The 21,817-nt window shown below is 59.9% G+C and carries 17 protein-coding genes; 10 read left to right on the top strand and 7 right to left on the bottom strand.

The genetic code is table 11. The features are described 5' to 3' along the window. Positions 1-299 precede the first annotated feature (299 nt). The 7 genes from PKC81_RS01980 (at position 300) to PKC81_RS01950 (ending at position 10,389) form a co-directional block, all read left to right on the top strand. Complete coding sequence (locus tag PKC81_RS01980; RefSeq protein WP_324332964.1) at positions 300-902, top strand: beta/gamma crystallin-related protein; 603 nt, start codon at positions 300-302, stop codon at positions 900-902. Between the two features lie 14 nt (positions 903-916). Further along, on the top strand, positions 917-1,570 hold the full coding sequence (locus PKC81_RS01975; protein WP_324332963.1) for an META domain-containing protein: 654 nt from the start codon (positions 917-919) through the stop codon (positions 1,568-1,570). 140 nt (positions 1,571-1,710) lie between these two features. Next, the gene (locus tag PKC81_RS01970; protein WP_324332962.1) at positions 1,711-2,631 is read left to right on the top strand and encodes a complex I NDUFA9 subunit family protein; all 921 of its coding nucleotides are present in this window, start codon (positions 1,711-1,713) and stop codon (positions 2,629-2,631) included. Between the two features lie 140 nt (positions 2,632-2,771). Beyond that, positions 2,772-3,572, top strand: a complete 801-nt coding sequence (locus tag PKC81_RS01965; protein WP_324332961.1) for an undecaprenyl-diphosphate phosphatase — start codon at positions 2,772-2,774, stop codon at positions 3,570-3,572. Positions 3,573-3,715: 143 nt separating this feature from the next. After that, entirely contained in the window at positions 3,716-5,158 is a 1,443-nt protein-coding gene (locus tag PKC81_RS01960; RefSeq protein WP_324332960.1) for an NAD(P)-dependent oxidoreductase, read from the top strand. Beyond that, entirely contained in the window at positions 5,155-9,678 is a 4,524-nt protein-coding gene (gene gltB, locus PKC81_RS01955; RefSeq protein WP_324332959.1) for a glutamate synthase large subunit, read from the top strand. The genes PKC81_RS01960 and gltB overlap by 4 nt, the downstream gene beginning before the upstream one ends. Positions 9,679-9,846: 168 nt before the next feature. After that, positions 9,847-10,389, top strand: a complete 543-nt coding sequence (locus PKC81_RS01950) for a hypothetical protein (protein WP_324332958.1) — start codon at positions 9,847-9,849, stop codon at positions 10,387-10,389. Between the two features lie 88 nt (positions 10,390-10,477). On the opposite strand, the gene PKC81_RS01945 is transcribed toward PKC81_RS01950, so the two are convergent. Further along, positions 10,478-13,447: an L-glutamate gamma-semialdehyde dehydrogenase gene (locus tag PKC81_RS01945; RefSeq protein WP_324332957.1), complete on the bottom strand. Its 2,970-nt coding sequence runs from the start codon at positions 13,445-13,447 to the stop codon at positions 10,478-10,480. A gap of 52 nt (positions 13,448-13,499) precedes the next feature. Then, positions 13,500-13,838: a glycine zipper 2TM domain-containing protein gene (locus PKC81_RS01940; protein WP_324332956.1), complete on the bottom strand. Its 339-nt coding sequence runs from the start codon at positions 13,836-13,838 to the stop codon at positions 13,500-13,502. 160 nt (positions 13,839-13,998) lie between these two features. Between PKC81_RS01940 and PKC81_RS01935 the strand changes: the two genes are divergently transcribed. Beyond that, complete coding sequence (locus PKC81_RS01935; protein WP_324332955.1) at positions 13,999-15,030, top strand: esterase-like activity of phytase family protein; 1,032 nt, start codon at positions 13,999-14,001, stop codon at positions 15,028-15,030. 6 nt (positions 15,031-15,036) lie between these two features. Here the strand turns inward: PKC81_RS01935 and rpmB are convergent, their stop codons facing one another. From rpmB to PKC81_RS01920, 3 genes are all read right to left on the bottom strand, one after another. Continuing rightward, complete coding sequence (rpmB, locus tag PKC81_RS01930) at positions 15,037-15,327, bottom strand: 50S ribosomal protein L28 (RefSeq protein ID WP_324332954.1); 291 nt, start codon at positions 15,325-15,327, stop codon at positions 15,037-15,039. Between the two features lie 107 nt (positions 15,328-15,434). Further along, a complete protein-coding gene (locus PKC81_RS01925; RefSeq protein WP_324332953.1) occupies positions 15,435-16,556 on the bottom strand; it encodes an acyl-CoA dehydrogenase family protein in 1,122 nt (373 codons plus the stop codon). 68 nt (positions 16,557-16,624) lie between these two features. After that, positions 16,625-17,164: a GNAT family N-acetyltransferase gene (locus PKC81_RS01920; RefSeq protein WP_324332952.1), complete on the bottom strand. Its 540-nt coding sequence runs from the start codon at positions 17,162-17,164 to the stop codon at positions 16,625-16,627. Between the two features lie 89 nt (positions 17,165-17,253). On the opposite strand from PKC81_RS01920, the gene PKC81_RS01915 reads away from it, so the two are divergent. Next, complete coding sequence (locus PKC81_RS01915; protein ID WP_324332951.1) at positions 17,254-18,144, top strand: haloalkane dehalogenase; 891 nt, start codon at positions 17,254-17,256, stop codon at positions 18,142-18,144. A gap of 3 nt (positions 18,145-18,147) precedes the next feature. Here the strand turns inward: PKC81_RS01915 and PKC81_RS01910 are convergent, their stop codons facing one another. After that, positions 18,148-19,437 carry an adenylosuccinate synthase gene (locus PKC81_RS01910; protein WP_324332950.1) on the bottom strand — a complete coding sequence of 430 codons (1,290 nt, stop codon included), beginning with the start codon at positions 19,435-19,437 and terminating at the stop codon, positions 18,148-18,150. A 149-nt stretch (positions 19,438-19,586) separates the two neighbouring features. Between PKC81_RS01910 and PKC81_RS01905 the strand changes: the two genes are divergently transcribed. Continuing rightward, a complete protein-coding gene (locus PKC81_RS01905; protein WP_324332949.1) occupies positions 19,587-20,639 on the top strand; it encodes an alpha/beta hydrolase in 1,053 nt (350 codons plus the stop codon). A 104-nt stretch (positions 20,640-20,743) separates the two neighbouring features. On the opposite strand, the gene PKC81_RS01900 is transcribed toward PKC81_RS01905, so the two are convergent. Beyond that, a complete protein-coding gene (locus tag PKC81_RS01900) occupies positions 20,744-21,805 on the bottom strand; it encodes an ATP phosphoribosyltransferase regulatory subunit (RefSeq protein WP_324332948.1) in 1,062 nt (353 codons plus the stop codon). Positions 21,806-21,817 lie beyond the last annotated feature (12 nt).

Here is a 21,817-nt window from a genome sequence, read left to right as displayed (position 1 = left end):
CGAGCGCCAGCACCTGAAGCTGGTGCGTCTACCAATTCCGCCATCTGGGCACGGGATGTCCCGGCAACAGCGCCGGACATCGGGTAGGGGCGCTCCTTTAACGGGTCGCCTGCGGATGTCAACGGCTGCGCGGCCCCGGCGCGCAAAAAATCGGCAAAGGTAAGATGCGGTAAAATTGTGCGCTGGATTAAACCGCTCAATTATGCCAGCTTCTGTTCCGGGTGGATCGCTGTATCCCCGGCGCGAGAAGCCAAAAGACTGTCGCGCGGGCCTGTATTTCTTTTGAAAGGACAAGGCGCATGAAAAAGTCGACAATATCGTTGCTGATCGCCGGTGGCATTGCCGCCGCCACCACCGCCAGCGTTGCACAGACCGACAAGATGGCCCCGATGGGTCGCGGCGAAGCAACCATCTATCGCGATGCAAATTTCAGCGGCCCGGCGGTGTTTGTGGGTGAGGCGAAGACTAATCTGGCGCTGCGCTGGTCGGTCAATTCGATCCGCGTCAAATCGGGTACGTGGGAGCTTTGCTCGCGCACCCGCTATCGCAGCCCGTGCATCACCGTGTCGGCGGACGAACCCAATATCCGTCGTTTCGCCCCGCAGATGATGATGGTGCAGTCGATGCGTCCGCTGGGCTATGCGCCACCGGTTATCGAGCATCCGGCTGCCGGTACGTCGCTGCGCGGCATGGCGGCAGAGTTCTTCCCTGCCCCCGGCAATTCGAACGGACGCCGCGTACTTGCCTGCGGCTACGGCAGCGCGAGCGCAAACTGTGCTGCCGAAACGGCGGATAGCTATTGCAAGTCGATCGGCTGGGCTGGCTCGGCACGGCAGAGCATGGAAACCGTCAGCGGTCGTGTCTATCTGGCCGACGTGCTTTGCACGCGCACAGGCTACTAAAGCCTGTGCGTGCCTTGATCCCCCTCGGCGGGGTTGCCGTCGCTTCTATCGCGGCGGCGGCCCCCGCACACGCCGCCAGTTCAAACAGCTGGATGCAGGTCGACAAAGCCTCGCAGGCCGCCTGCCTGAAGGCCGCCAACCTGAACAATGCGGAAACCGGCCCGCCGATCCGCTATTCGGACCGTCTGTTGATCGACGCGCGGGTCGTCACCGGTACTTGGCCGCAACCCCATATGAAGGGCGCAAAGGCAAAGATGCTGTGCCTCTATCACCGTCGCAGCAAGCGGGTGGAGGTACAGGAACTGGCCTACCCTATACCCCCTGCCCCCGCGATCAGCATCAAGGATGTCTGGTGGCAGGCCGATAGCATCGGCGGCAAGCCGGTTGTCAGCGGCAGCGAAGTGACATTGATGCTGGGCAGCGACGGCAAGGTCGGCGGCAAATCGGGCTGCAACGGCTATGGCGCGAATTACCAGCTGGAAGGCACCGGCCTGAAGGTCTTCCCCCCGATGATCGGCACGATGATGGCGTGCGCCCCTGCGCTGATGGATCAGGAGCAAGTCTATCGCGCGCTGCTGGAGAAAGCCGCGACTGCAAAGCTGACTGCTGACGGCAAGCTGGAGGTCGCATCGGCCAACGGTGCGACAATCCATTATGTCAGGAAATAGGCTGATCGTGCGCCTGTGCGCCCGATTTCAGGATAGGTAAACTCAACCGTCCGGGGCATCACGCCACTTGCCTCGGACGCGCCCATCGTGCAAAGCGCCGTCCATATATTCTCCCTATTGTAGAGACTGACGGGCAGGCAATGAGCGATCTCAACGGTAAATTGGTAACGGTGTTCGGCGGCGGCGGTTTTGTCGGGCGTTATGTGGTGCAGGCGCTGTGCGCGGCGGGGGCCCGGGTGCGGGTTGCGGTGCGCGATACGCGAGGGAGCGTGATCGTGAAGCCGCTGGGCAATCTGGGGCAGGTCTCGCTCTGCGCGTGTGACATTACCAAGCCGGCGACGGTCGCCAACGCGTTGGTCGGGGCCGATATGGCGGTCAATCTGGTGGGCAGTTTCGACAATCTGGATGCGATCCAGCGGGCGGGTGCGGCCAATGTCGCGCATGCGGCGGCGAAAGCGGGCGTTTCGGCGCTCGTCCATATGTCAGCCATCGGCGCGGATGCGGAAAGCACCGCCGAATATGGGCGCAGCAAGGCGGGCGGAGAGGCGGCGGTGCGCGCGGCCTTCCCCAATGCCACCATCCTGCGCCCCTCGATCATTTTCGGGCGCGAGGATGCGTTTATCAACCGGTTTGCCGGGCTGATCCGGATGCTGCCCATCGTTCCAGTTATCGGTGCCGAAACCAAGTTCCAGCCGGTGTTCGTTGGCGATGTGGCGCGCGCGGTGGTGGCGGCGCTTGGGCGTAGTGGCGGCGAAACGCTCGAACTGGGCGGGCCGCAGGTCTTCTCGATGCTGCAATTGAACGAATGGATTGCCAAGGCGACCGGCCACAACAAGCTGTTCGTGCCGGTGCCCGATGCGGCGGCCAAGCTGCTCACCCTCATCCCCGGCGGGCCGATTTCAGGCGATCAACTCAAGATGCTGGCGTATGACAATGTGGTGTCGGGGGCGGACGGGCTTGCCGCGCTGGGCATCACCGCCACACCGATTGATGCGGTGGCGCATGACTGGATGACGCTCTATCGCAAGCATGGCCGCTTTGGTGACGCGGCGGCGGCTTGATTGCTGCAATGCTTTTACTTCCAAATTTTCGTCACCCCCGCGCAGGCGGGGGCCCATCTCCGGTGGTATAAATTTCACCAGCGGGTGATGGATTCCCGCCTGCGCGGGAATGACGAACGAGAGAAATGGGTGCGAAAACAATGAGTGAATTCTGGACCGCCGTGATCCTGGGCATTGTGGAAGGGATCACCGAATTCCTCCCCGTTTCCTCGACCGGGCATTTGATCCTCGCGACCGAGCTGATGGGCTATGATGCCAAGCGCTGGGCGCTGTTCAACATCGCAATCCAGCCCGGCGCGATCCTGGCGATTGTCGTGCTCTACTGGCGGACATTTTGGGAGGTGTTTACCGGGCTGTTCCGTTGGGACGCCAAAGCGGTGGCCTTTACGCGCAACCTGTTGCTGGCCTTCATCCCCGCGGTGGTGCTGGGATTGGCCTTTGGCGACGCGATCGAGATGATGCTCGAAAATGCGGTGATCGTGGCGTGGGCGCTGATCATCGGCGGCTTTGCGATCTTGGTGGTGGAGAAATATGCGAAGACCAGCGATGCCGGCGGGGTGGCCGAAATCAGCTGGCAACGCTCCGCCATGGTCGGTGTAGTGCAATGCCTCGCGATGATCCCCGGCGTGTCGCGTTCGGGCGCGACGATATTGGGGGCGATGGCGATGGGCGTCGACCGCAAGACCGCCGCCGAATTCAGCTTCTTTCTCGCCCTTCCGACACTCACCGGAGCCACCGTGTTGCAGCTCTACAAGCACCGCAGCGAGGTGAGCGCAGACGATATGGGGCTTTTGGCGATCGGCTTTGTGGTGTCGTTCCTCGTCGCCTGGGCGGTTGTAAAGGCCTTCCTCGCGGTGGTTACCCGTTACGGCTTTGGCCCCTTTGCCTGGTATCGAATCATTGCGGGGGTTGCAGCGTTGATGTGGCTCGGAGCGATATAAGTCCGTATCGGCCCTTTTATACTGAAATAAAGTTGCGGGCAGAACTAACTTGGTTTCAAATCCGCTAATTTAGGTTAGTATATCTGCCCTATATGTCCGAATAGGCCTTGAACATAGGTCAGGTGCCTCGCTATGGCCGCGGCATGCCACAAGAACGCATGCTCAAATTCGTCGGCACGGGCCAATCCTTCCCTAAAAAGCGGGAAGCGACCTTGCGTGCCGAAGATTTCCAGGAAATCGCCAACCGTTACGCTCCAGAGGAAGCAACCGAGCAGGCCTCACGCTGCTCGCAATGCGGCGTGCCTTATTGCTCGGTGCATTGCCCGCTCGGCAACCACATCCCCGACTGGTTGCGCCTCACTGCAGAGGGCCGGCTGCGCGAAGCCTATGAGCTGTCGAACCTGACCAGTACGATGCCCGAAATCTGTGGCCGCATCTGCCCGCAGGACCGCCTCTGCGAAGGCAATTGTGTGATAGAGTTTTCGGGCCATGGCGCAGTCACCATCGGCAGCGTCGAAAAATATATCACCGACACCGCCTGGGCTGAAGGCTGGGTCGAACCCATCGAGATCGGTGCGGCGCGCGGCCAGTCGGTAGGCATCATCGGTGCAGGCCCCGGCGGGCTGACGGCGGCTGAATATCTGCGCGTCGCAGGCTATGAGGTCCACATCTACGACCGGTATGACCGCGCAGGCGGCCTCCTCACTTATGGCATCCCCGGCTTCAAGCTGGAGAAGGATGTGGTGATGCGCCGCGTTGAGCGATTGAAGGAAGCGGGCGTCGTCCTCCATACCAATTTCGAAGTTGGTCGTGACGCCAACCTCGATGAATTGCGCGCGAAACATGACAGCATCCTGATCGCCACCGGCGTCTATAAGGCGCGTGACATCAAGACGCCCGGCATCGGCCTGTCAGGTATCCATGCCGCCCTCGATTATCTCACCGCCTCTAACCGCAAGGGCTTTGGCGATGCCGTGCCTGCCTTTGACGATGGCACATTGAACGCAGCGGGCAAGAATGTCGTCGTCATCGGCGGCGGCGATACCGCGATGGACTGCGTCCGCACCGCGATCCGCCAAGGGGCAAGGTCGGTCAAATGCCTCTACCGCCGCGACCGCGACAATATGCCTGGATCGCAACGCGAAGTCGCCAATGCCGAAGAGGAAGGCGTCGAGTTTGTCTGGCTCTCCGCGCCCAAGGCGTTTGACGGCACGGATGCTGTCGAGAAAGTGCATGTCAGCAAGATGCGCCTCGGCGCGCCCGACGCCAGCGGTCGCCGCGCGCCCGAGCAAGACCCGGAAGGCGATTTCACGCTTGATGCCGACATGGTGATCACGGCGCTGGGCTTTGAGCCCGAGGATTTGCCGACACTGTTCGGATCACCGGACCTAAACGTCACCCGCTGGGGCACCATCCGCGCGGATCACATCACCGGCATGACCAACCTGCCCGGTGTCTTCGCTGTGGGCGATATCGTCCGCGGCGCGAGCCTAGTCGTCTGGGCAATCAAGGATGGCCGCGATGTGGTGGAGCATATGCACCGCTGGATGCAGAACCAGATAACTAAATCAAAGGTAGCGGCATGACCCACCACTTCCCCACTCCCGAACATGCCCGCCTCGCCGCAGAAGGCATGTACTATCCCGAAACCGAGCGCGATGCGTGCGGCGTCGGGCTGATCGCCGCGACCGATGGCAAGCCTTCGCGGCGCGTGGTTGCGGCCGGAATCGAAGCGTTGAAGGCCGTCTGGCATCGTGGCGCGGTCGATGCCGATGGCAAGACCGGCGACGGTGCAGGTCTGCATGTCGACTTGCCGGTCCGCTTCTTCGACGATGCCATCACCGCTGCCGGGCACAAGCCGCGCCCCAACCGGCTTGCCGTAGGCATGGTCTTCTTGCCGCGTACCGATCTCGGCGCGCAAGAGGCATGCCGTACGATCGTCGAAGCCGAAATCATCGAGGCGGGCTATACCATTTATGGTTGGCGACAGGTGCCGGTCGATGTTTCGGTTATCGGCCTGAAGGCGCAGGCGACGCGCCCTGAAATCGAGCAGATCATGATCGCCGGGCCGATGCCGGACGCTGTTGATGCAACCGAGTTCGAAAAGAACCTCTATCTCATCCGTCGCAGGATCGAGAAAAAGGTAATCGCGGCGCAGATACGCGATTTCTACATCTGCTCGCTGTCGTGCCAGTCGATCGTCTACAAGGGGCTATTCCTCGCAGAGAGTCTTTCGATCTTCTATCCCGACCTGCAGGACGAACGCTTCGAAAGCCGTGTCGCTGTCTTTCACCAGCGTTATTCGACCAACACCTTTCCACAATGGTGGCTGGCACAACCCTTCCGGGCGCTTGCGCACAATGGCGAGATCAACACGATCCGGGGCAACCAGAACTGGATGAAGAGCCACGAAATCAAGATGGCCAGTATCGCATTCGGCGATCATAGCGACGACATCAAGCCGGTGATCCCGGCGGGCGCATCCGATACAGGGGCGCTCGATGCCGTGTTCGAAACGCTGATCCGCTCGGGCAAGGAAGCGCCAACGGCGAAGCTGATGCTTATCCCCGAGGCATGGCAGTCAAACCCGAACCTGCCTGCCAATCATAAGGCCATGTACGAATATATGGCGAGCGTTATGGAGCCATGGGATGGCCCTGCCGCGCTGGCGATGACGGACGGCCATTGGGCGGTTGCGGGTGTCGATCGAAATGCGCTGCGCCCGCTGCGCTATAGCCGCACGAATGACGGGCTTTTGATCATCGGCTCGGAAACCGGAATGGTCATCGTTCCGGAAAACACCATCGTCGAAAAGGGCCGCCTCGGCCCCAGCCAGATGATTGCAGTCAACCTCGACGAAGGTAAGCTCTATCGTGACGCGGAGCTCAAGGATCGGGTCGCTGCCGAGCAGGATTATGCCGCCCTGGTAGGCGGGTTCCGTACTATTTCCGATTTGCCCGCCGGAAGTGACGCAGCACTCGACTGGACACGCGCCGAACTTACACGTCGGCAGGTCGCCGCCGGCATGACGCTGGAAGATATGGAAATGATCCTCAGCCCCATGGTCGAGGACGCGAAAGAAGCGGTCGGTAGCATGGGCGACGATACGCCACTCGCCGTGATTTCGGACAAGCCGCGCATCATCAGCCAGTTTTTCCGCCAGAATTTCAGCCAGGTCACCAACCCGCCGATCGACAGTTTGCGCGAACGGCATGTGATGAGCCTGAAGACGCGTTTTTCTAACCTCGCCAACATCCTCGACGAGACGGGGCAGAACAGCGACGTCCTCGTGCTTGAAAGCCCGGTTTTGACCAATGCCGAATGGAGCCGGTTGAAGGCGGCATTTGGCAAGGCAGCTGCCGAAATTGACTGTACCTATCCGGTCACCGAGGGACAGGAAGGCCTTCGTGCGGCCATCCGCCGTATCCGCGAGGTAGCAGAGGCAGCGGTGCGTTCTGGCCAGACCGAATTGTTCCTGACCGATATAGATATCGACGCCGAACGCGTTGCGATCCCGATGATCCTCGCTGCGGCGGCGGTCCATACCCACCTCGTCCGTGCAGGCTTGCGTAGCTATGCCTCGGTCAATGTGCGTTCAGCTGAATGTCTCGACACGCATTATTTTGCTGTGCTGATCGGCGTAGGCGCGACCACGGTGAACGCCTATCTGGCCGAAGCCGCGATTGCCGACCGTCATGCGCGCGGGCTGTTGGGCGAACTGGATCTCGGAACCGCGATTGAGAACTACCGCACCGCGATCAATGAGGGTCTCCTAAAGATCATGTCGAAAATGGGAATCGCGGTGATCTCCAGCTATCGTGGCGGTTATAATTTCGAGGCGGTTGGATTGTCGCGTGCGCTGGTAAATGATTTCTTCCCCGGAATGCCGAACAAGATTTCAGGCGAAGGTTACCAATCGCTTTTCGTGAATGCAGCGGAACGCCATGCGGAAGCCTTTGACGCAGCGATTACCCGCCTGCCAGTAGGCGGTTTCTACAAGCAACGCAAAGATGGCGAGGCGCATGCCTATTCGGCTGGCCTGATGCACCTGCTGCAAAGCTCGGTCGCGAAAGACAGTTACTCAACCTATCTGCAATTTGCAGCGGGCGTACGCGAATTGCCGCCCATCTATCTGCGCGACCTTATGGAGTTCAACTATCCACGCGAAGGCGTGCCGCTCGACGAAGTCGAAGCGATCACCGAAATTCGCAAGCGTTTCGTGACGCCCGGCATGTCGCTGGGCGCGCTGTCGCCCGAGGCGCATGAAACGCTGGCTATCGCGATGAACCGCATTGGCGCCAAAGCGGTCTCTGGTGAGGGCGGTGAGGACAGCAAGCGCTTCACGCCCTATGAGAATGGCGACAACGCCAACAGCGTGATCAAGCAGATCGCCAGCGGGCGTTTCGGCGTCACCGCCGAATATCTGGGCGCTTGCGAGGAAATCGAAATCAAGGTCGCGCAGGGCGCGAAGCCCGGCGAAGGCGGACAGCTTCCCGGCTTCAAGGTGACCGAGATGATTGCGCGGCTGCGCCACTCGACGCCCGGGGTAACTTTAATATCCCCTCCCCCGCACCATGACATCTATTCGATCGAGGATCTTGCGCAGCTGATCTACGACCTGAAGCAGATCAATCCGCGCGCGCGGGTGTGTGTCAAGCTGGTTAGCGCTGCAGGCATCGGCACGATTGCTGCGGGCGTCGCCAAGGCGCATGCCGACGTCATCCTTGTTTCGGGCAATGTCGGCGGCACTGGCGCAAGCCCGCTTACCAGCATCAAATATGCGGGCACACCGTGGGAAATGGGCCTTTCCGAAGCCAATCAGGTGTTGACCCTGAACGGACTGCGTCACCGGGTAAAGCTGCGCACCGATGGTGGGCTCAAGACCGGGCGCGACATCGTAATAGCGGCCATTCTGGGTGCTGAGGAATATGGCATCGGCACGCTCAGCCTTGTCGCCATGGGCTGCATCATGGTGCGGCAATGCCATTCCAATACCTGCCCGGTCGGCGTTTGCGTGCAGGATGAAAAGCTGCGCGCCAAATTCACTGGTACACCCGAAAAGGTCATCAACCTGATGACCTTTATCGCCGAAGAGGTGCGCGAAATATTGGCACGGCTTGGGTTCCGCTCGCTCGATGAAATCATCGGTCGCACCGAATTGCTGCGTCAGGTCAATCGCGGTGCCGAACATCTCGACGATCTCGACCTCAACCCGATCCTTGCCAAGGTCGATGCCCCGGACGAGGCGCGCAGGTTCAACATTGCTAGCTTCCGCAACGCCGTTCCCGATAGCCTTGACGCGCAGATCATCAAGGATGCACGGCCGGTATTCGATCGCCGCGAAAAGATGCAGCTGACCTATAATGTCCGCAACACGCATCGTGCGGTTGGCACGAAACTCAGTTCGGAAGTGACGCGGCTTTACGGAATGAAAGGGCTGGCCGACGACCATGTGCAGATCCGATTGCGCGGGTCTGCAGGCCAGTCGCTCGGCGCATTCCTCTGCCAGGGCATCACGCTCGAAGTCTTTGGCGACGCCAATGACTATGTCGGCAAGGGATTGTCTGGCGGCAAGATTGTCGTTCGGCCAACAGTCAGTTCAAACCTTGAAAGCCAGCGAAACTCGATCATCGGCAACACGGTTCTCTATGGGGCAACCTGCGGTAAATTATTTGCTGCCGGTCAGGCAGGCGAACGTTTTGCCGTGCGCAATTCGGGTGCGCAGGTTGTTGTCGAAGGCTGCGGCGCCAATGGCTGCGAATATATGACCGGCGGCACCGCCATCATTCTTGGCGAGACCGGCAGCAATTTCGGCGCGGGTATGACAGGCGGCATGGCTTTCGTACTCGACCCAGAAGGCAATTTCCCTACACGCGCCAACCCGGACAGCATCGTCTGGCAACGCCTCGACAGCGCCTATTGGGAGGCGGAACTCAAGGCGCTTATTGCTGAACATGCAGTTGCCACCGATAGCCAGTGGTCAAACTCGATCCTCGAAGATTGGGAACGGCGGCGCGGAGAGTTCTGGCAGGTTTGTCCAAAGGAGATGTTGTCCCGACTCGCCCATCCTCTCTCGGATGCAATCGCAACAGTGGCCGCCGAATAGCCGTGATTGAGGTCTGAATTTTACAACCATTTACCTTGCTTGCAACTTACTGACAGCATTGTTCAGTGCGCCGTCAGCCGAGCGCTGATATAAGGCCCACGTTCAGGCCGTAATGGGGCTTGTGGTTTGCCGGGCTTAGATATGTCGGCATTTCTGGGGTGATGGGCCATGCGCTCGATTGATTTGCGTGTTCCGGCGGTTGCCGGTTTTGCCGTTCTTCTGCTGGCCTTTGCGCCCGGTGCGAAAGCTGCCGAGGCGCAGAATATCCAGTTCGTCGCTGGAACGGGGGAAGCATCGACCGCTGCGCCAATCGCTCTTGCGAAGAACACGGATGACAGCCGCGACGCCGAAGCCAAACTGAGCGAAATGGCGGAAGATCTGGCGGACCCGCGCGTCCAAAATGGCGTAGCTGCAATGGTCGAGCGCATGGGCGAAACCTTGCTCGACTTGCCTGTCGGCAAATTCGCCGCAGCTGTTGAAAATGCGCGTCCGGGGACGATCGAAAAACCCATCCGCGAAGACGCAACTGTCGCCGATCTGGCCGGCCGCGATACGGAACGTCTTCCGCGCAAACTGGGCAAAGGCAGTCGCCAGATGATGACCATGCTCAGCGGATTTGCATCAGCCTTCGCAACCATGGTGCCAGAGTTCGAGGCAATGGGTCGCGACCTTGAACGCAGCATGAAAGATATCAAAGCTGCGCGCGACTGAGAGATTTCGCCAACAGGGACACCGTTAACGGGGGGCAATTTCGTTAACGGGGGAGGGGCGGTGCCGGGTCGCGCATCGCCCCTTTTCTTTAGCTGTCTTCTAGCGACAACAGCGAGGCGTTGCCGCCTGCACTGGTCGTGTCGATGCTTGTCGTTCGTTCAGCGCAGAAACGATGCAGATAATTGGGACCGCCCGCTTTGGGCCCGGTACCTGAAAGCCCTTCCCCGCCAAATGGCTGGCTTCCGACTACGGCTCCAATCATCGAACGGTTGATGTAGAGATTGCCAACGCGCGCAGTCGCTTCGACCGCTTCCGAAACGCGGGCGATGCGGCTGTGCAGCCCCATGGTCAGGCCAAAGCCCTTGGCGTTGACTGCGGCGATCGTCTCTTCCAGTCTGCCTGCAGGCCATGTTGCGACATGGACGATGGGGCCGAACCATTCGGTGTTGAGGTCATCGAGGCTGTCGAGGCGAACTAGCGTAGGTGGCACATAAAGGCCGTCTGTGGGTACCGGTACTTCAAACACAATTCGGTCGGCCACTTTCTGGCGATAGGCCATCAGCCGGTCATAGGCTGCTTTGTCGATCACCGGGCCGATATCATTTGCGGGGTTGGCGGGATCGCCAACCACCAGTTCGCGCATCGCACCGACGAGCATGTCGATCGTGTGCTCTGCAATCTCCTCCTGCAGCAACAACAGGCGCAATGCCGAGCAGCGCTGTCCGGCCGACTGGAAGCCGGAAATGACGACGTCGCGCACCACCTGTTCAGACAGCGCGGTCGAGTCGACAAACATGGCGTTGAGGCCGCCGGTTTCGGCGATTAGCGGAACCAGCGGTCGGGCATCGTCGGTAAGGAGGTTGCGGGCGATCGCCTTGGCAGTGGGAACCGAGCCGGTGAACACCGTGCCGACAATGCGGCGATCGCCCAGAAGGGCCTGACCTACCTCACCACCACCCGTGACGATTTGGATAGCGCCGGCGGGGACACCTGCCTTTCGGGCAAGGTCTATAGAATAGCGTGCAATATCAGGTGTTTGTGGTGCCGGCTTGGCCACAACGGTGTTGCCGGTGACGAGCGCGGCTGCTACCTGCCCCAGAAAGATCGCCAGCGGAAAGTTCCATGGCGCAATCGCCGCCCAAACACCGCGGCCTTCGTAGCGCAGCACATTGCGCTCGCCAGTAGGTCCGGGCAGCTCGACCGGCAGCATATCGTGCCGTGCGCGCGCCGCATAATAGCGACAGAAATCGACCGCCTCGCGCACTTCGGCGAGTGCATCGGGGATCGTTTTCTTCGCCTCCTGCACCGCAATGGCCATCAACGGCGCGCGATGCTGTTCGAGCAGGTCGGCGAGGCGTTCCAGACAGGCCGCGCGTTCTTCGACAGGCGTTGCCGACCAATCAGGATAGGCCGCCTCGGCAGCGGCAATCGCGGTTGCGACATCCACGTCAATACCAGCGGGCATAGCAGGCATAGCCGCGACCTTGGCAGCGATGTCGGCAAGGACAGCCGCATCCTCAAGGTCCATACCCTCACTATTCGCGCGTTCGGGCGCAAACAGTTCGGCCGGCAAGCGGATGGCCGGATGGCGCGTGCCGCCCACTTCCATCACCTTCTCGACCGGATCAGCCAGCAACTCTTCCTCGCTGACCTCCTCGTCCGCAAGCTGGTGGACGAAGCTGCTGTTGGCGCCATTTTCGAGCAGGCGGCGCACGAGATAGGCGAGCAAATCGCGATGCCCGCCAACCGGCGCATAGATGCGGCAATGATAGCCTTCGTCCTGCACCAGCCGCTCAAACAGCCCCTGCCCCATGCCGTGCAGCCTCTGGAATTCAAAATCGCGCGTCTGCCCTGCCCATTCGAGGATCGTCGCAACGGTCAGCGCATTGTGCGTCGCAAAGGCCGGGCGGATATTGGCCGCGCGCAACATATCCTTCGCGCAGGCCAGATAAGAGACATCGGTTGAAGGCTTGCGCGTAAACAGCGGATAATCCGAAAGTCCGCGTTCCTGCGCCCATTTGATCTCGCTGTCCCAATAGGCACCCTTGACCAGACGAACCTGCATGATGCGCCCGGTATCCTTGCCCAGCGCATCCGCCCAAGCCAGAACCGGGCGGGCACGTTTCGAATAAGCCTGCACCGCCATGCCCAGCCCATCCCAGCCCTTCAGCTGCGGGTCACGCGCAGCGGCCTCGATGATGTCGAGGCTCATCTCCAGCCGCGCCGCTTCTTCGGCATCGACGGTCAACTGCACTCCAGCCGTCGCTGCCTGTCGCGCCAGATCGACCAGCATCGCCGACAGTTCGGGAACATAAGTCGCTGCCTTCGCCGTTTCATAACGCGGATGCAGCGCAGAAAGCTTCACCGAAACGCTATGCCCACGCGCGGGGTTAGCGCCGACAGCCGCAATGGCGCCTTGATAGGCCTCGAAATAGCGCTCGGCATCGGCACGGGTGCGGGCGGCTTCGCCGAGCATGTCAAAGCTGGCAGTGAAGCCGTTGTTCTCAGGCGTATCCATCCGCTTGATCGCTTCTTCAATGGTGCGTCCCATGACGAACACCTGCCCCATCAGGCGCATAGCGGCACCCACCGCTTGCCGTACAAAGGGTTCGCCCGCGCGCGACACCAGCTTGCGCAGCACGCCCCGGCCATCATCACCGACCATCGCCTTGCCCAGCACCAACCCCCAGGTTGCGCTATTGACCAACAGGCTCGCCGATTTGCCGCTATGCGCACGCCAGTTGGCGTCGCCCAGCTTGTCCGCGATCAGAAGGTCAGCCGTATCGGCATCAGGGACGCGCAGAAAGGCCTCGGCCAGCGACAGCAATGCCGTGCCCTCTTCGGTACCCAGCCGATACTCCTGAAGGAACTGATTGACCCAACCGTCGGTCTGCGCTGCGCGCAATTCGTCCAGCAGGCCGCGCGCTCGTGTGACGACACCGTCACGTTCGGAGGGAGAGAGCTGCGCTGCTGCTACCAGCGGAGCGAGGGTTTCGGGTTCGGGTGCGCGAAACATCGGCCGGATGGCCGCACGCGCGGAATCGACTGGATTTGCCATGCCGCCGCATAGCGCCAGTGGCTATGCGGCGACAAGTTTCAAATGTTACCAATTAACGATAGCGGCGACGACAGTTGCTGTCCGACTTGTCAATTGCGCGACCCGCAAGGGCACCTACCGCTGCGCCGATGATGGCACCTTCGGTGCGATTGCCGCGGCGGGCGATTTCACGTCCGGCAAGGCCACCTGCCACGGCACCGATTACGGTTCCGCCCGTGCCCTTATCGCAGCGATAGCCGCGATCACGGCGATGGTAACGGTAATTGTCGCGATCCCGATAGCTGTAATAGCCATCATCGTCATAACGGCCTGCAAAGGCCGGGGTAGCCGAAAAACCGGTAACGAGGGTTGCGGCTGCGACCAGTGCGCCGAGCGACTTTTTCATGTTCATCTTCTTTCTCCTTTGCACTGGCGGATCCTTGTCCCAAGTCCGCCTTGAATTTTGCCCTGTTGAGCATTGGCTAAGCGATTCGGCTTGAGCCTTTGCTGAATGTCGGCGTTATCTTTTGTTCATGTTTGAACTTGTTTTTATGAATGCTATGAAGCCCGCCATGCGCAAGCGCCTACCCAGATTAGCCCTGCTTTTGCTGTTGATGCTTGCTGCTGTCGGTGGCCACCGGGTCTATTCACGCAATTACAGCCAGCAGATCGAACTGGTGCCATTGGAACTGGATGAGAGCGATCCAGACCGCAAAAAAGTAGGCACACTCACTTTCCTGAACGCATGGGAATTGCGCAGCGATAACAGCGATTTCGGGGGTATTTCGGCTTTGGCGGTTATCGACAACAACCGCTTTCTTGCGGTCAGTGACGCCGGTGCCTTGATAGGTTTCACGCTTGGCCAGTCAAACCGGATGGAAGACAGCTTTATCGCTGCCTTGCCAGGGGCGTATGGTGACGAAGCCGACTATCGCGACCGCGACAGCGAAGGCATGACCCGTGACCCGTCATCTGGCCGGATTTGGGTAAGTTATGAAGCACGCCACGCCATCCGGCGGTTTTCTCCATCGCTTGGCCGGATTGACGGCACCAAAAGGCTGACCTTCACAGATGGGTGGAAGGCCAATGGCGGCGTCGAAGCGATTGCGCGGTTGCGCGACGGACGATTCGTGCTGTTTTCTGAAACGCACCATCGGGCCGATAGCAGCAACAGTGCTTTTCTATATTCAGGTGACCCTGTTGAAGCGGGCTCTCAAACAACACCCTTTGGCTATCGCGCGCCGGAAGGTTACCGACCGACTGATGCGACGTTGTTACCCGATGGCCGGTTGCTAATACTCAACCGCCGCATCGGGCTGCCGCAAGGCTTTTCCGCCAAGCTGGCGTTACTCGATCCAGCCAAAATTGAATCCGACAAGGCAATCACCCCGCAAGTCATCGCCACCCTCGCATCCCCCCTGCTGGTCGATAATATGGAGGGTCTAGCTGTAACGGAGGAGAATGGCCGCATCATCGTCTGGATGATTTCCGATGACAATTTCACCCCGCTTCAGCGCACCATATTGATGCAATTCGCGCTGGATTTGCCCAATAAAAAACCGGAGGCGGAAACCGCCCCCGGTTTTGAAACTCTAACGAAGTAAGCGTGATTAAGCGGCTGCAGCCTGCTTTTTCGAAACCGCCTTCTTCACCTTGCGGGCATTGGTGCTCAGTTTCTCGTCCGAAGTCTTGAGCAGCCAGTTGTCGAGGCCGCCTACATGTTCAACCGAACGCAGGCCCGAAGCCGAAACGCGGAACTTGAATGCCTGCTCCAGCGCATCCGAAAGCAGCGTAACATTCTGCAGGTTGGGCAGGAAGGTGCGCTTGGTCTTATTGTTAGCGTGGCTCACGTTGTTGCCTACCATGCGACCCTTACCGGTCAGTTCGCAAATGCGCGACATCTTCAAAATCCCTATAAATTTAGCAGTGACGGGAATCGCTGTTCCCGGAAAGTGGCTGCCCCTAACCTTGTGCCCACCAAAGGTCAAGCCTTTGCGCGGCATTTTGCTCAAACCAGCAGCAAATCCGCCAGTTTTTTGCGGTGCCAGGCGGCATCGCCAAATTGCGAAGCGTGGAATATCGCTGCCCGCCGGTGCAGACCGGCATCGCAATCATGGGTAAAGCCGAATCCGCCGTGAAACTGGATCGCCCGGTCTGCGGCAAAGCTATAGGCGCCGTCCGCCGCTGCCTTGGCCATACGCACGGCGACTTCGCCCCTGCCCTGATCGGAAATGCTGTGCGCCGCGCTGTACAGATGCGTGCGCGCCTTTTCATAGCCGACATAGGCATCAACCATCGGATGTTTAAGGGCCTGATATTCGCCGATCAGCTTGCCGAATTGCTTGCGGGTGCGCAGATAGTCGAGTGTGTAGTCTATAACCGCCTGCGACCCGCCGCACATTTCGGCGGACTGGAGCAGGTTTGCGGCCAGTTCGATCTGGGCCAGCGCGGCGCTGGTGCGTGATCCATCGAGAACAGCATTTTCGGATACCGAAATTCCATCGAGCGACAACGCAAAGCTGCGCTTGGTTTCATCGACGATGGTTTCGCGTCGCAGTGCCTCGGCCGGAATGGCAGATTTTTCGACCAGAACCAGCGCGGGCTTTCCATCAAGCTGCACCGATACGACGACCAGCGCGGCGCTATCGGCCCAGAGCACGAAATGCTTCGTACCAGAAAGCCGGATTGTGCCTCCGGCGCGGGTGGCCGATGCTGTGACATTTGCCAGATCCCAGTCGCCATGTGCTTCGCCAAGGGCCAGCGTTCCGATTTCGCCTGCGGCAAGCCGTGGCAACCATTCGCCCTGCTGCGCAGCCGTGGCACCAGCCAGCAATGCCTGTTGGGTTACAATCGTCGAGACAAAAGGCGATGCGAGCAGATTACGTCCCATCTGCTCCACCACAGGAACGACTTCGGCGAGCGACAGGCTCACACCGCCCTGCGCCTCCGGAATGGCAATGGCCAGCCAGCCAAGTTCGACGATTTCCTTCCAGACATCGGCATCGAAGCCGGTTTCACTTTCGAGAAGCGCGCGCACTTTGGCAATCGGAGACTTGTCCCGGCAAAATTCGCTCGCCACGTCGAGCAGTTGGATCTGCTCCTCGCTATAGCCGATGCCTGCAAATTCCATGATACGCTCCTCCCTTCGAAAGGAGTGTTTGGGTTAATCGCACGATTAAATCAAGGGCAATGCGCAACTCATCCAGGCTCTTTTTCCGGTGGTTGGCTACCTCCAGCGCCAAGCGCTCGCTGCATGTAAACCGAATCCAGCCAACGCCCGAATTTGCGGCCAACAGAACGCATCCGGCCTACATGCTCAAAGCCAAGGCTGGCATGCAGCGCGACCGAAGCAGGCTCACCTCCGCCGATAACAGCCAGCATCTGCCGAAAGCCGGCTGCCTCGGCTGCATCAACCAGCGCGACCAGCAAAAGCTTGCCGACACCTTTGCCGACATTATCGGGATGGACGTAGATCGAATCTTCGCAGGCCAAGCCATAAGCAGGGCGATCCCGAAACTGCGTCGCATAAGCATAGCCGAGGATGACTTGGCCATCGGCGCAGATAAGGAAAGGCCAACCGCGCTTTGCGCATTCAGCTATTTTGGCAACGGTCGCCTCTATAGAGCGCGGTTCGGTATCGAAACTAGCAGTACCATTATGCACATGATGGGCATAAATCTCGGCAATCTGGGTCGAATCCTCTGAGCGTGCGTTTCTAATTATCGGTGGGTTGGTCATAAGCGCAGACTGCCCAATCATGAAGAGACGCGCAATCCGATTGAATCGCATCGACTTCGCACCTAGTCCTCAAACCAACAGGGGAGAAGATGATGACTATATTCCGCACGCCAGATGCGCGCTTCGCAAACTTACCGGATTGGCCATTCACGCCGCAATATCTGGATATCTCCGGCGGGCTGCGTGTGCATTTTGTCGATGAGGGTCAGCGCGATGCCCAGCCTGTACTGATGCTGCATGGGGAACCGACATGGGGCTATCTCTATCGCCACATGATAGGTCCGTTGGCGCAGTCCGGGTTTCGGGCGCTCGCGCCCGACCTGATTGGCTTTGGCCGGTCGGACAAACCTTTGGAGCGTAGTGCTTATAGCTATGCCGCCCAAGTTGGCTGGATGCGCGAATGGGTGGAGGCGCTTGACCTGCGCAATATTATCCTTGCCTGTCAGGATTGGGGATCATTGATTGGATTGCGGCTGGTGGCGGAAATGCCGGAGCGCTTTGCCGGTGTTGCCCTTTCTAACGGAGGACTACCCGCTGGAGAGGACGCCCCGCGTGCGTTCGCCATTTGGCGCGCCTTTTCCCGCTACAGCCCCGTTTTTCCGATCGGTAAGATCGTTGCAAAAGGAAGCAAGCGCGGCCTTAGCCCAGCGGAAATCGCAGCCTATGACGCCCCCTTCCCCACTCGCGCTTCGAAGGTCGCAACGCGCGTCTACCCGTCTTTCGTCCCTTTGGGTGATAATGTCGCGGTGCCCGACCAGATCAAGGCGTGGGTAGTGTTGGAGGCTTTCAACAAGCCGTTCCTGTGCTGCTTTTCCGACGGCGACCCGATCACGCGCGGCGGCGATCGCAAATTCCTTGATCGGGTGCCCGGAACGAAGCGGGTTGACCACCGCACATTGCACGGCGGGCATTTCATCCAGGAAGATGACCCCCAAGGCTTTGTCGACGCCATAATGGACGTCGCCAAAGCCGGGAGCTGATGCTCAATCCGCGAACGGATCGCGCACCAATATCGTGTCTTCACGCTCGGGTGAGGTGCTGACCAGTGCAACCGGTGTTTCAATCAGTTCCTGGATACGCTGGACATATTTGATCGCCTGTGCAGGCAAATCGGCCCAACTGCGGGCACCAGCGGTGGTTTCCTGCCAGCCCTGCATTTCCTCGTAAATCGGCTCGACATTGGCCTGGTCGGCAGCATGGCTGGGCAGATAATCGAGGATTTTGCCGTTGAGACGATAGCCGGTGCAGATCTTGATCGTTTCGAACCCGTCAAGGACGTCGAGCTTGGTCAACGCGATACCGGTGACGCCAGACACTGCGCAGCTCTGCCGCACGATAACCGCATCGAACCAGCCACAGCGGCGCTTGCGCCCGGTTACCGTGCCAAATTCATGGCCGCGCTCGCCAAGGCGTTGGCCGACTTCATCCTCCAGCTCGGTCGGGAAAGGCCCTGAACCGACACGGGTGGTATAGGCTTTGACGATACCAAGCACAAAACCGGTGGCATTGGGGCCAAGGCCCGACCCAGAGGCAGCGGTGCCGCTGACCGTGTTCGAGCTGGTGACAAAGGGATACGTCCCATGATCGACATCAAGCAGCACGCCTTGTGCGCCTTCGAACAGCACGCGCGCGCCTGCTTTGCGTACCTTCTTCAGCCGCTTCCATACGGGCTGGGCATATTGCAGCACAAATGGCGCAATCTCGCGTAGGTCATTGAGCAACCGCTCGCGGTCAACCGCAGGCTCGCCAAAACCGGCGCGCAGCGCATCGTGGTGCGCACAGAGCCGGTCGAGCTGCGCATCCAATGCGTCAAGATGCGCGAGGTCGCAGACACGGATTGCGCGGCGGCCGACCTTGTCCTCATAGGCCGGGCCGATGCCGCGGCCAGTGGTGCCGATCTTGCCCGAACCGGCGGCGGTTTCGCGCAGCCCGTCCAGATCGCGGTGGATCGGCAGGATAAGCGGGCAATTGTCGGCTATCGCGAAATTCTCGGTGTTGATTGTAACGCCCTGCCCTTCGAGCTTTTCGATCTCGGACTTCAGATGCCAGGGATCGAGTACCACGCCATTGCCGATAATCGACAAGGTGCCGGTGACGATTCCGGAAGGAAGCAGCGATAATTTATAGGTCTGGTCGCCAACGACCAAAGTGTGGCCTGCATTATGCCCGCCCTGAAAGCGGACTACGGCGTCGGCGCGGCTTGCCAGCCAGTCGACAATCTTGCCTTTGCCTTCGTCGCCCCACTGGGCGCCGATTACAGTTACATTTGCCATTACGGTTTTCCCGAAACTACACACGCCTGTCGAGGCGTGGTGGCCTTTTTCTGCGCAGAAGGAATTTTCCGCGAAGGGATTCGCCGTGAGCCCCGTTATGATGATGGACGCGCTTCGTCCACCTTAAAAGAAAGCTGAAAGGCCAACTGATGCGCAACTGGATTCTCACCGCCTCGACTATCGCGCTTGTCGCGACCGCATGTCAGGCGCAGCGTGGCGAGCGGCTGAGCCGCGAATGTCGGCGCGAAGTGGTCGAACTATGCGGCATGGATCGCGGCAAGATGCGCGAATGCCTGCAAAGCAAAAGCGGCAATCTATCGGAAAAATGTTCGGGCGAGATCATGGAACGCGTCCAATCACGCCTTGGCAACGACAAGCGCACCGCCAACCCGACCAACGACCGGCAATATATAGCGCTGGGCGGCGTCGAGCATGCCTATGGCAGCGACGCCCTGCAGAAACTGGATTTCTACAAAGCCAAAACCAACGCAGCACGTGCGCCGCTTTTGATCTTCGTCCATGGCGGCGGATGGAAGCGCGGGGACAAGCGCAATGCGACCGGGACCGACAAGGTGACGCATTACACAGGGCTCGGCTATCATATGGCGTCGATCAATTACCGGCTCGTGCCTGCCGCTACCGTCGAACAGCAGGGCGCCGATGTGTCGGCAGCGATCGCCTATCTGCTGAAGAACGCCGAGAAATTTGGGATCGATCGTAACCGCGTCGTGCTAATGGGACATAGTGCCGGCGCGCATCTCTCAGCGCTGGTGGGCAGCGATCCGCAATATCTTCGCGGTGCCGGACTTAAGCTTGACGACCTGTCTGGGGTCATTCCCATCGACGGAGCGGCCTATGATGTCCCTGCGCAGATGAGCGAGGGCGCGAAGATCATGAGCGATACCTATGTGCAGGCATTCGGAACCGACCCATCCCGACAAAAGGCGCTTTCGCCCTATTGGCATGCGCAAAGCCCGAACGCACCGGCCTTCCTGATCCTCCACGTTGACCGCGCCGACGGTAAACGACAGTCGGAAGCGCTGGCCGACGCCCTGCGCAAGGGCGGTAGTAAGGTTCAGCTCAACGCGTTTGAAGGCAAAGGCATGCAGGGCCATGCCGAGATCAACCGCAAATTAGGCGATCTGACCTATCCGGCAACGCCAGTGGTCGATGCCTGGTTGAAAGGGGTGTTTGGGCGCTAATGCTTACCGTCGCCCCAGCAAAGGCTGGGGCCGCAGGAGGTTTACTCAACGGCGAATGCTTAAACTTATATCGGCCCCAGCCTTCGCTGGGGCGACGCCAGAATTCAAACCGCTTCCGGCCGCCCGTTGCGCAGCACATGGGTGCAGATCTGTGCCTCCGCGCTGTCCTCTTCGGTTAGTTGTGCGACTGTAACCCACCCCTCGGCGCGCAATGATGCCGCCTTTTGCGGCATGGTACCGATGGGCAGAAACAGGCGGCGGCGTTCGCCCTGTGCCAGCCCCGCGTCAATCAGCGGATCGATGTAAGCAGAGAAGCCAATCGCCGGCTCCTTGCCTATACGATAGGCCCCGCCCCGCCCGATTTCACCCGATGCATGGGCAGAAAAGAGCGAGAAACCAAACCAGGTCTGATATTCAAAACCGTGCCGCTCGGTGGGATCGAGCGTGACGCGGATATCAGCGGGAACAGCGGCAGCAATCGCTTCGATCGCATCCAGCCGATCCTTGAGTTTGCTCTCGCTGTCAAATGCCCGCATCCGGTCCAGCGCATCGGGCAAGGCGCCCGCCGCTGCAATCAAAGGGGCCAGTGCGGCAGGCACAGCGCCCGCATCCTTGGCATCGAGTGCGGCCTTCAGTTCTTCTCTGTCACCTTTCGGTTTCAGGACATCGAGAAGATCGGGCATGGTAAGGTCGAGCGTGATGTCTTTCACGCCCGCAGCCTTCAGGCCTTCGATGGCAACCGATACCACCTCAATAGCCGCAGCAACGCTGTCTAGACCGATCAATTCTGCCCCTACCTGCATCATCTCGCGTTCGGGGCGCAGCTGGGTCGCGCGCAATTTCACTACCGGGCCGCCATAAGACAAGCGCACCGGGCGGGGATGGTGCCCCATTCGTGTGGACGCAATGCGCCCGATCTGGCCGGTAATGTCGCTGCGCACCGCCATTGTTTCGCCCGAGACGGGATCAACAAAGCGCAGCAGATCGCGGGCCGAAGTGCCAAGGCTGCCGGTCAGGCTGGCCTCATATTCGGCTAATGGAGCCTGCACGCGCTCATAACCATGGCTCGCCGCCGTATCCAGAATGGCCCGTACCAGCCGTGCCGAAGCATCAGCCTCTGGCGGCAGGCGGTCACGAAATCCGGTGGGGAGCAGGCTGTTGGTCATGGCGCGTGCCTT

This window comes from Sphingorhabdus sp. (genome assembly GCF_035329025.1).
Classification (GTDB): Bacteria; Pseudomonadota; Alphaproteobacteria; order Sphingomonadales; family Sphingomonadaceae; genus Sphingorhabdus_B.
Note: the sequence above shows the minus strand (reverse complement) of the source record. Positions and strands in the feature narration are given on the sequence as shown.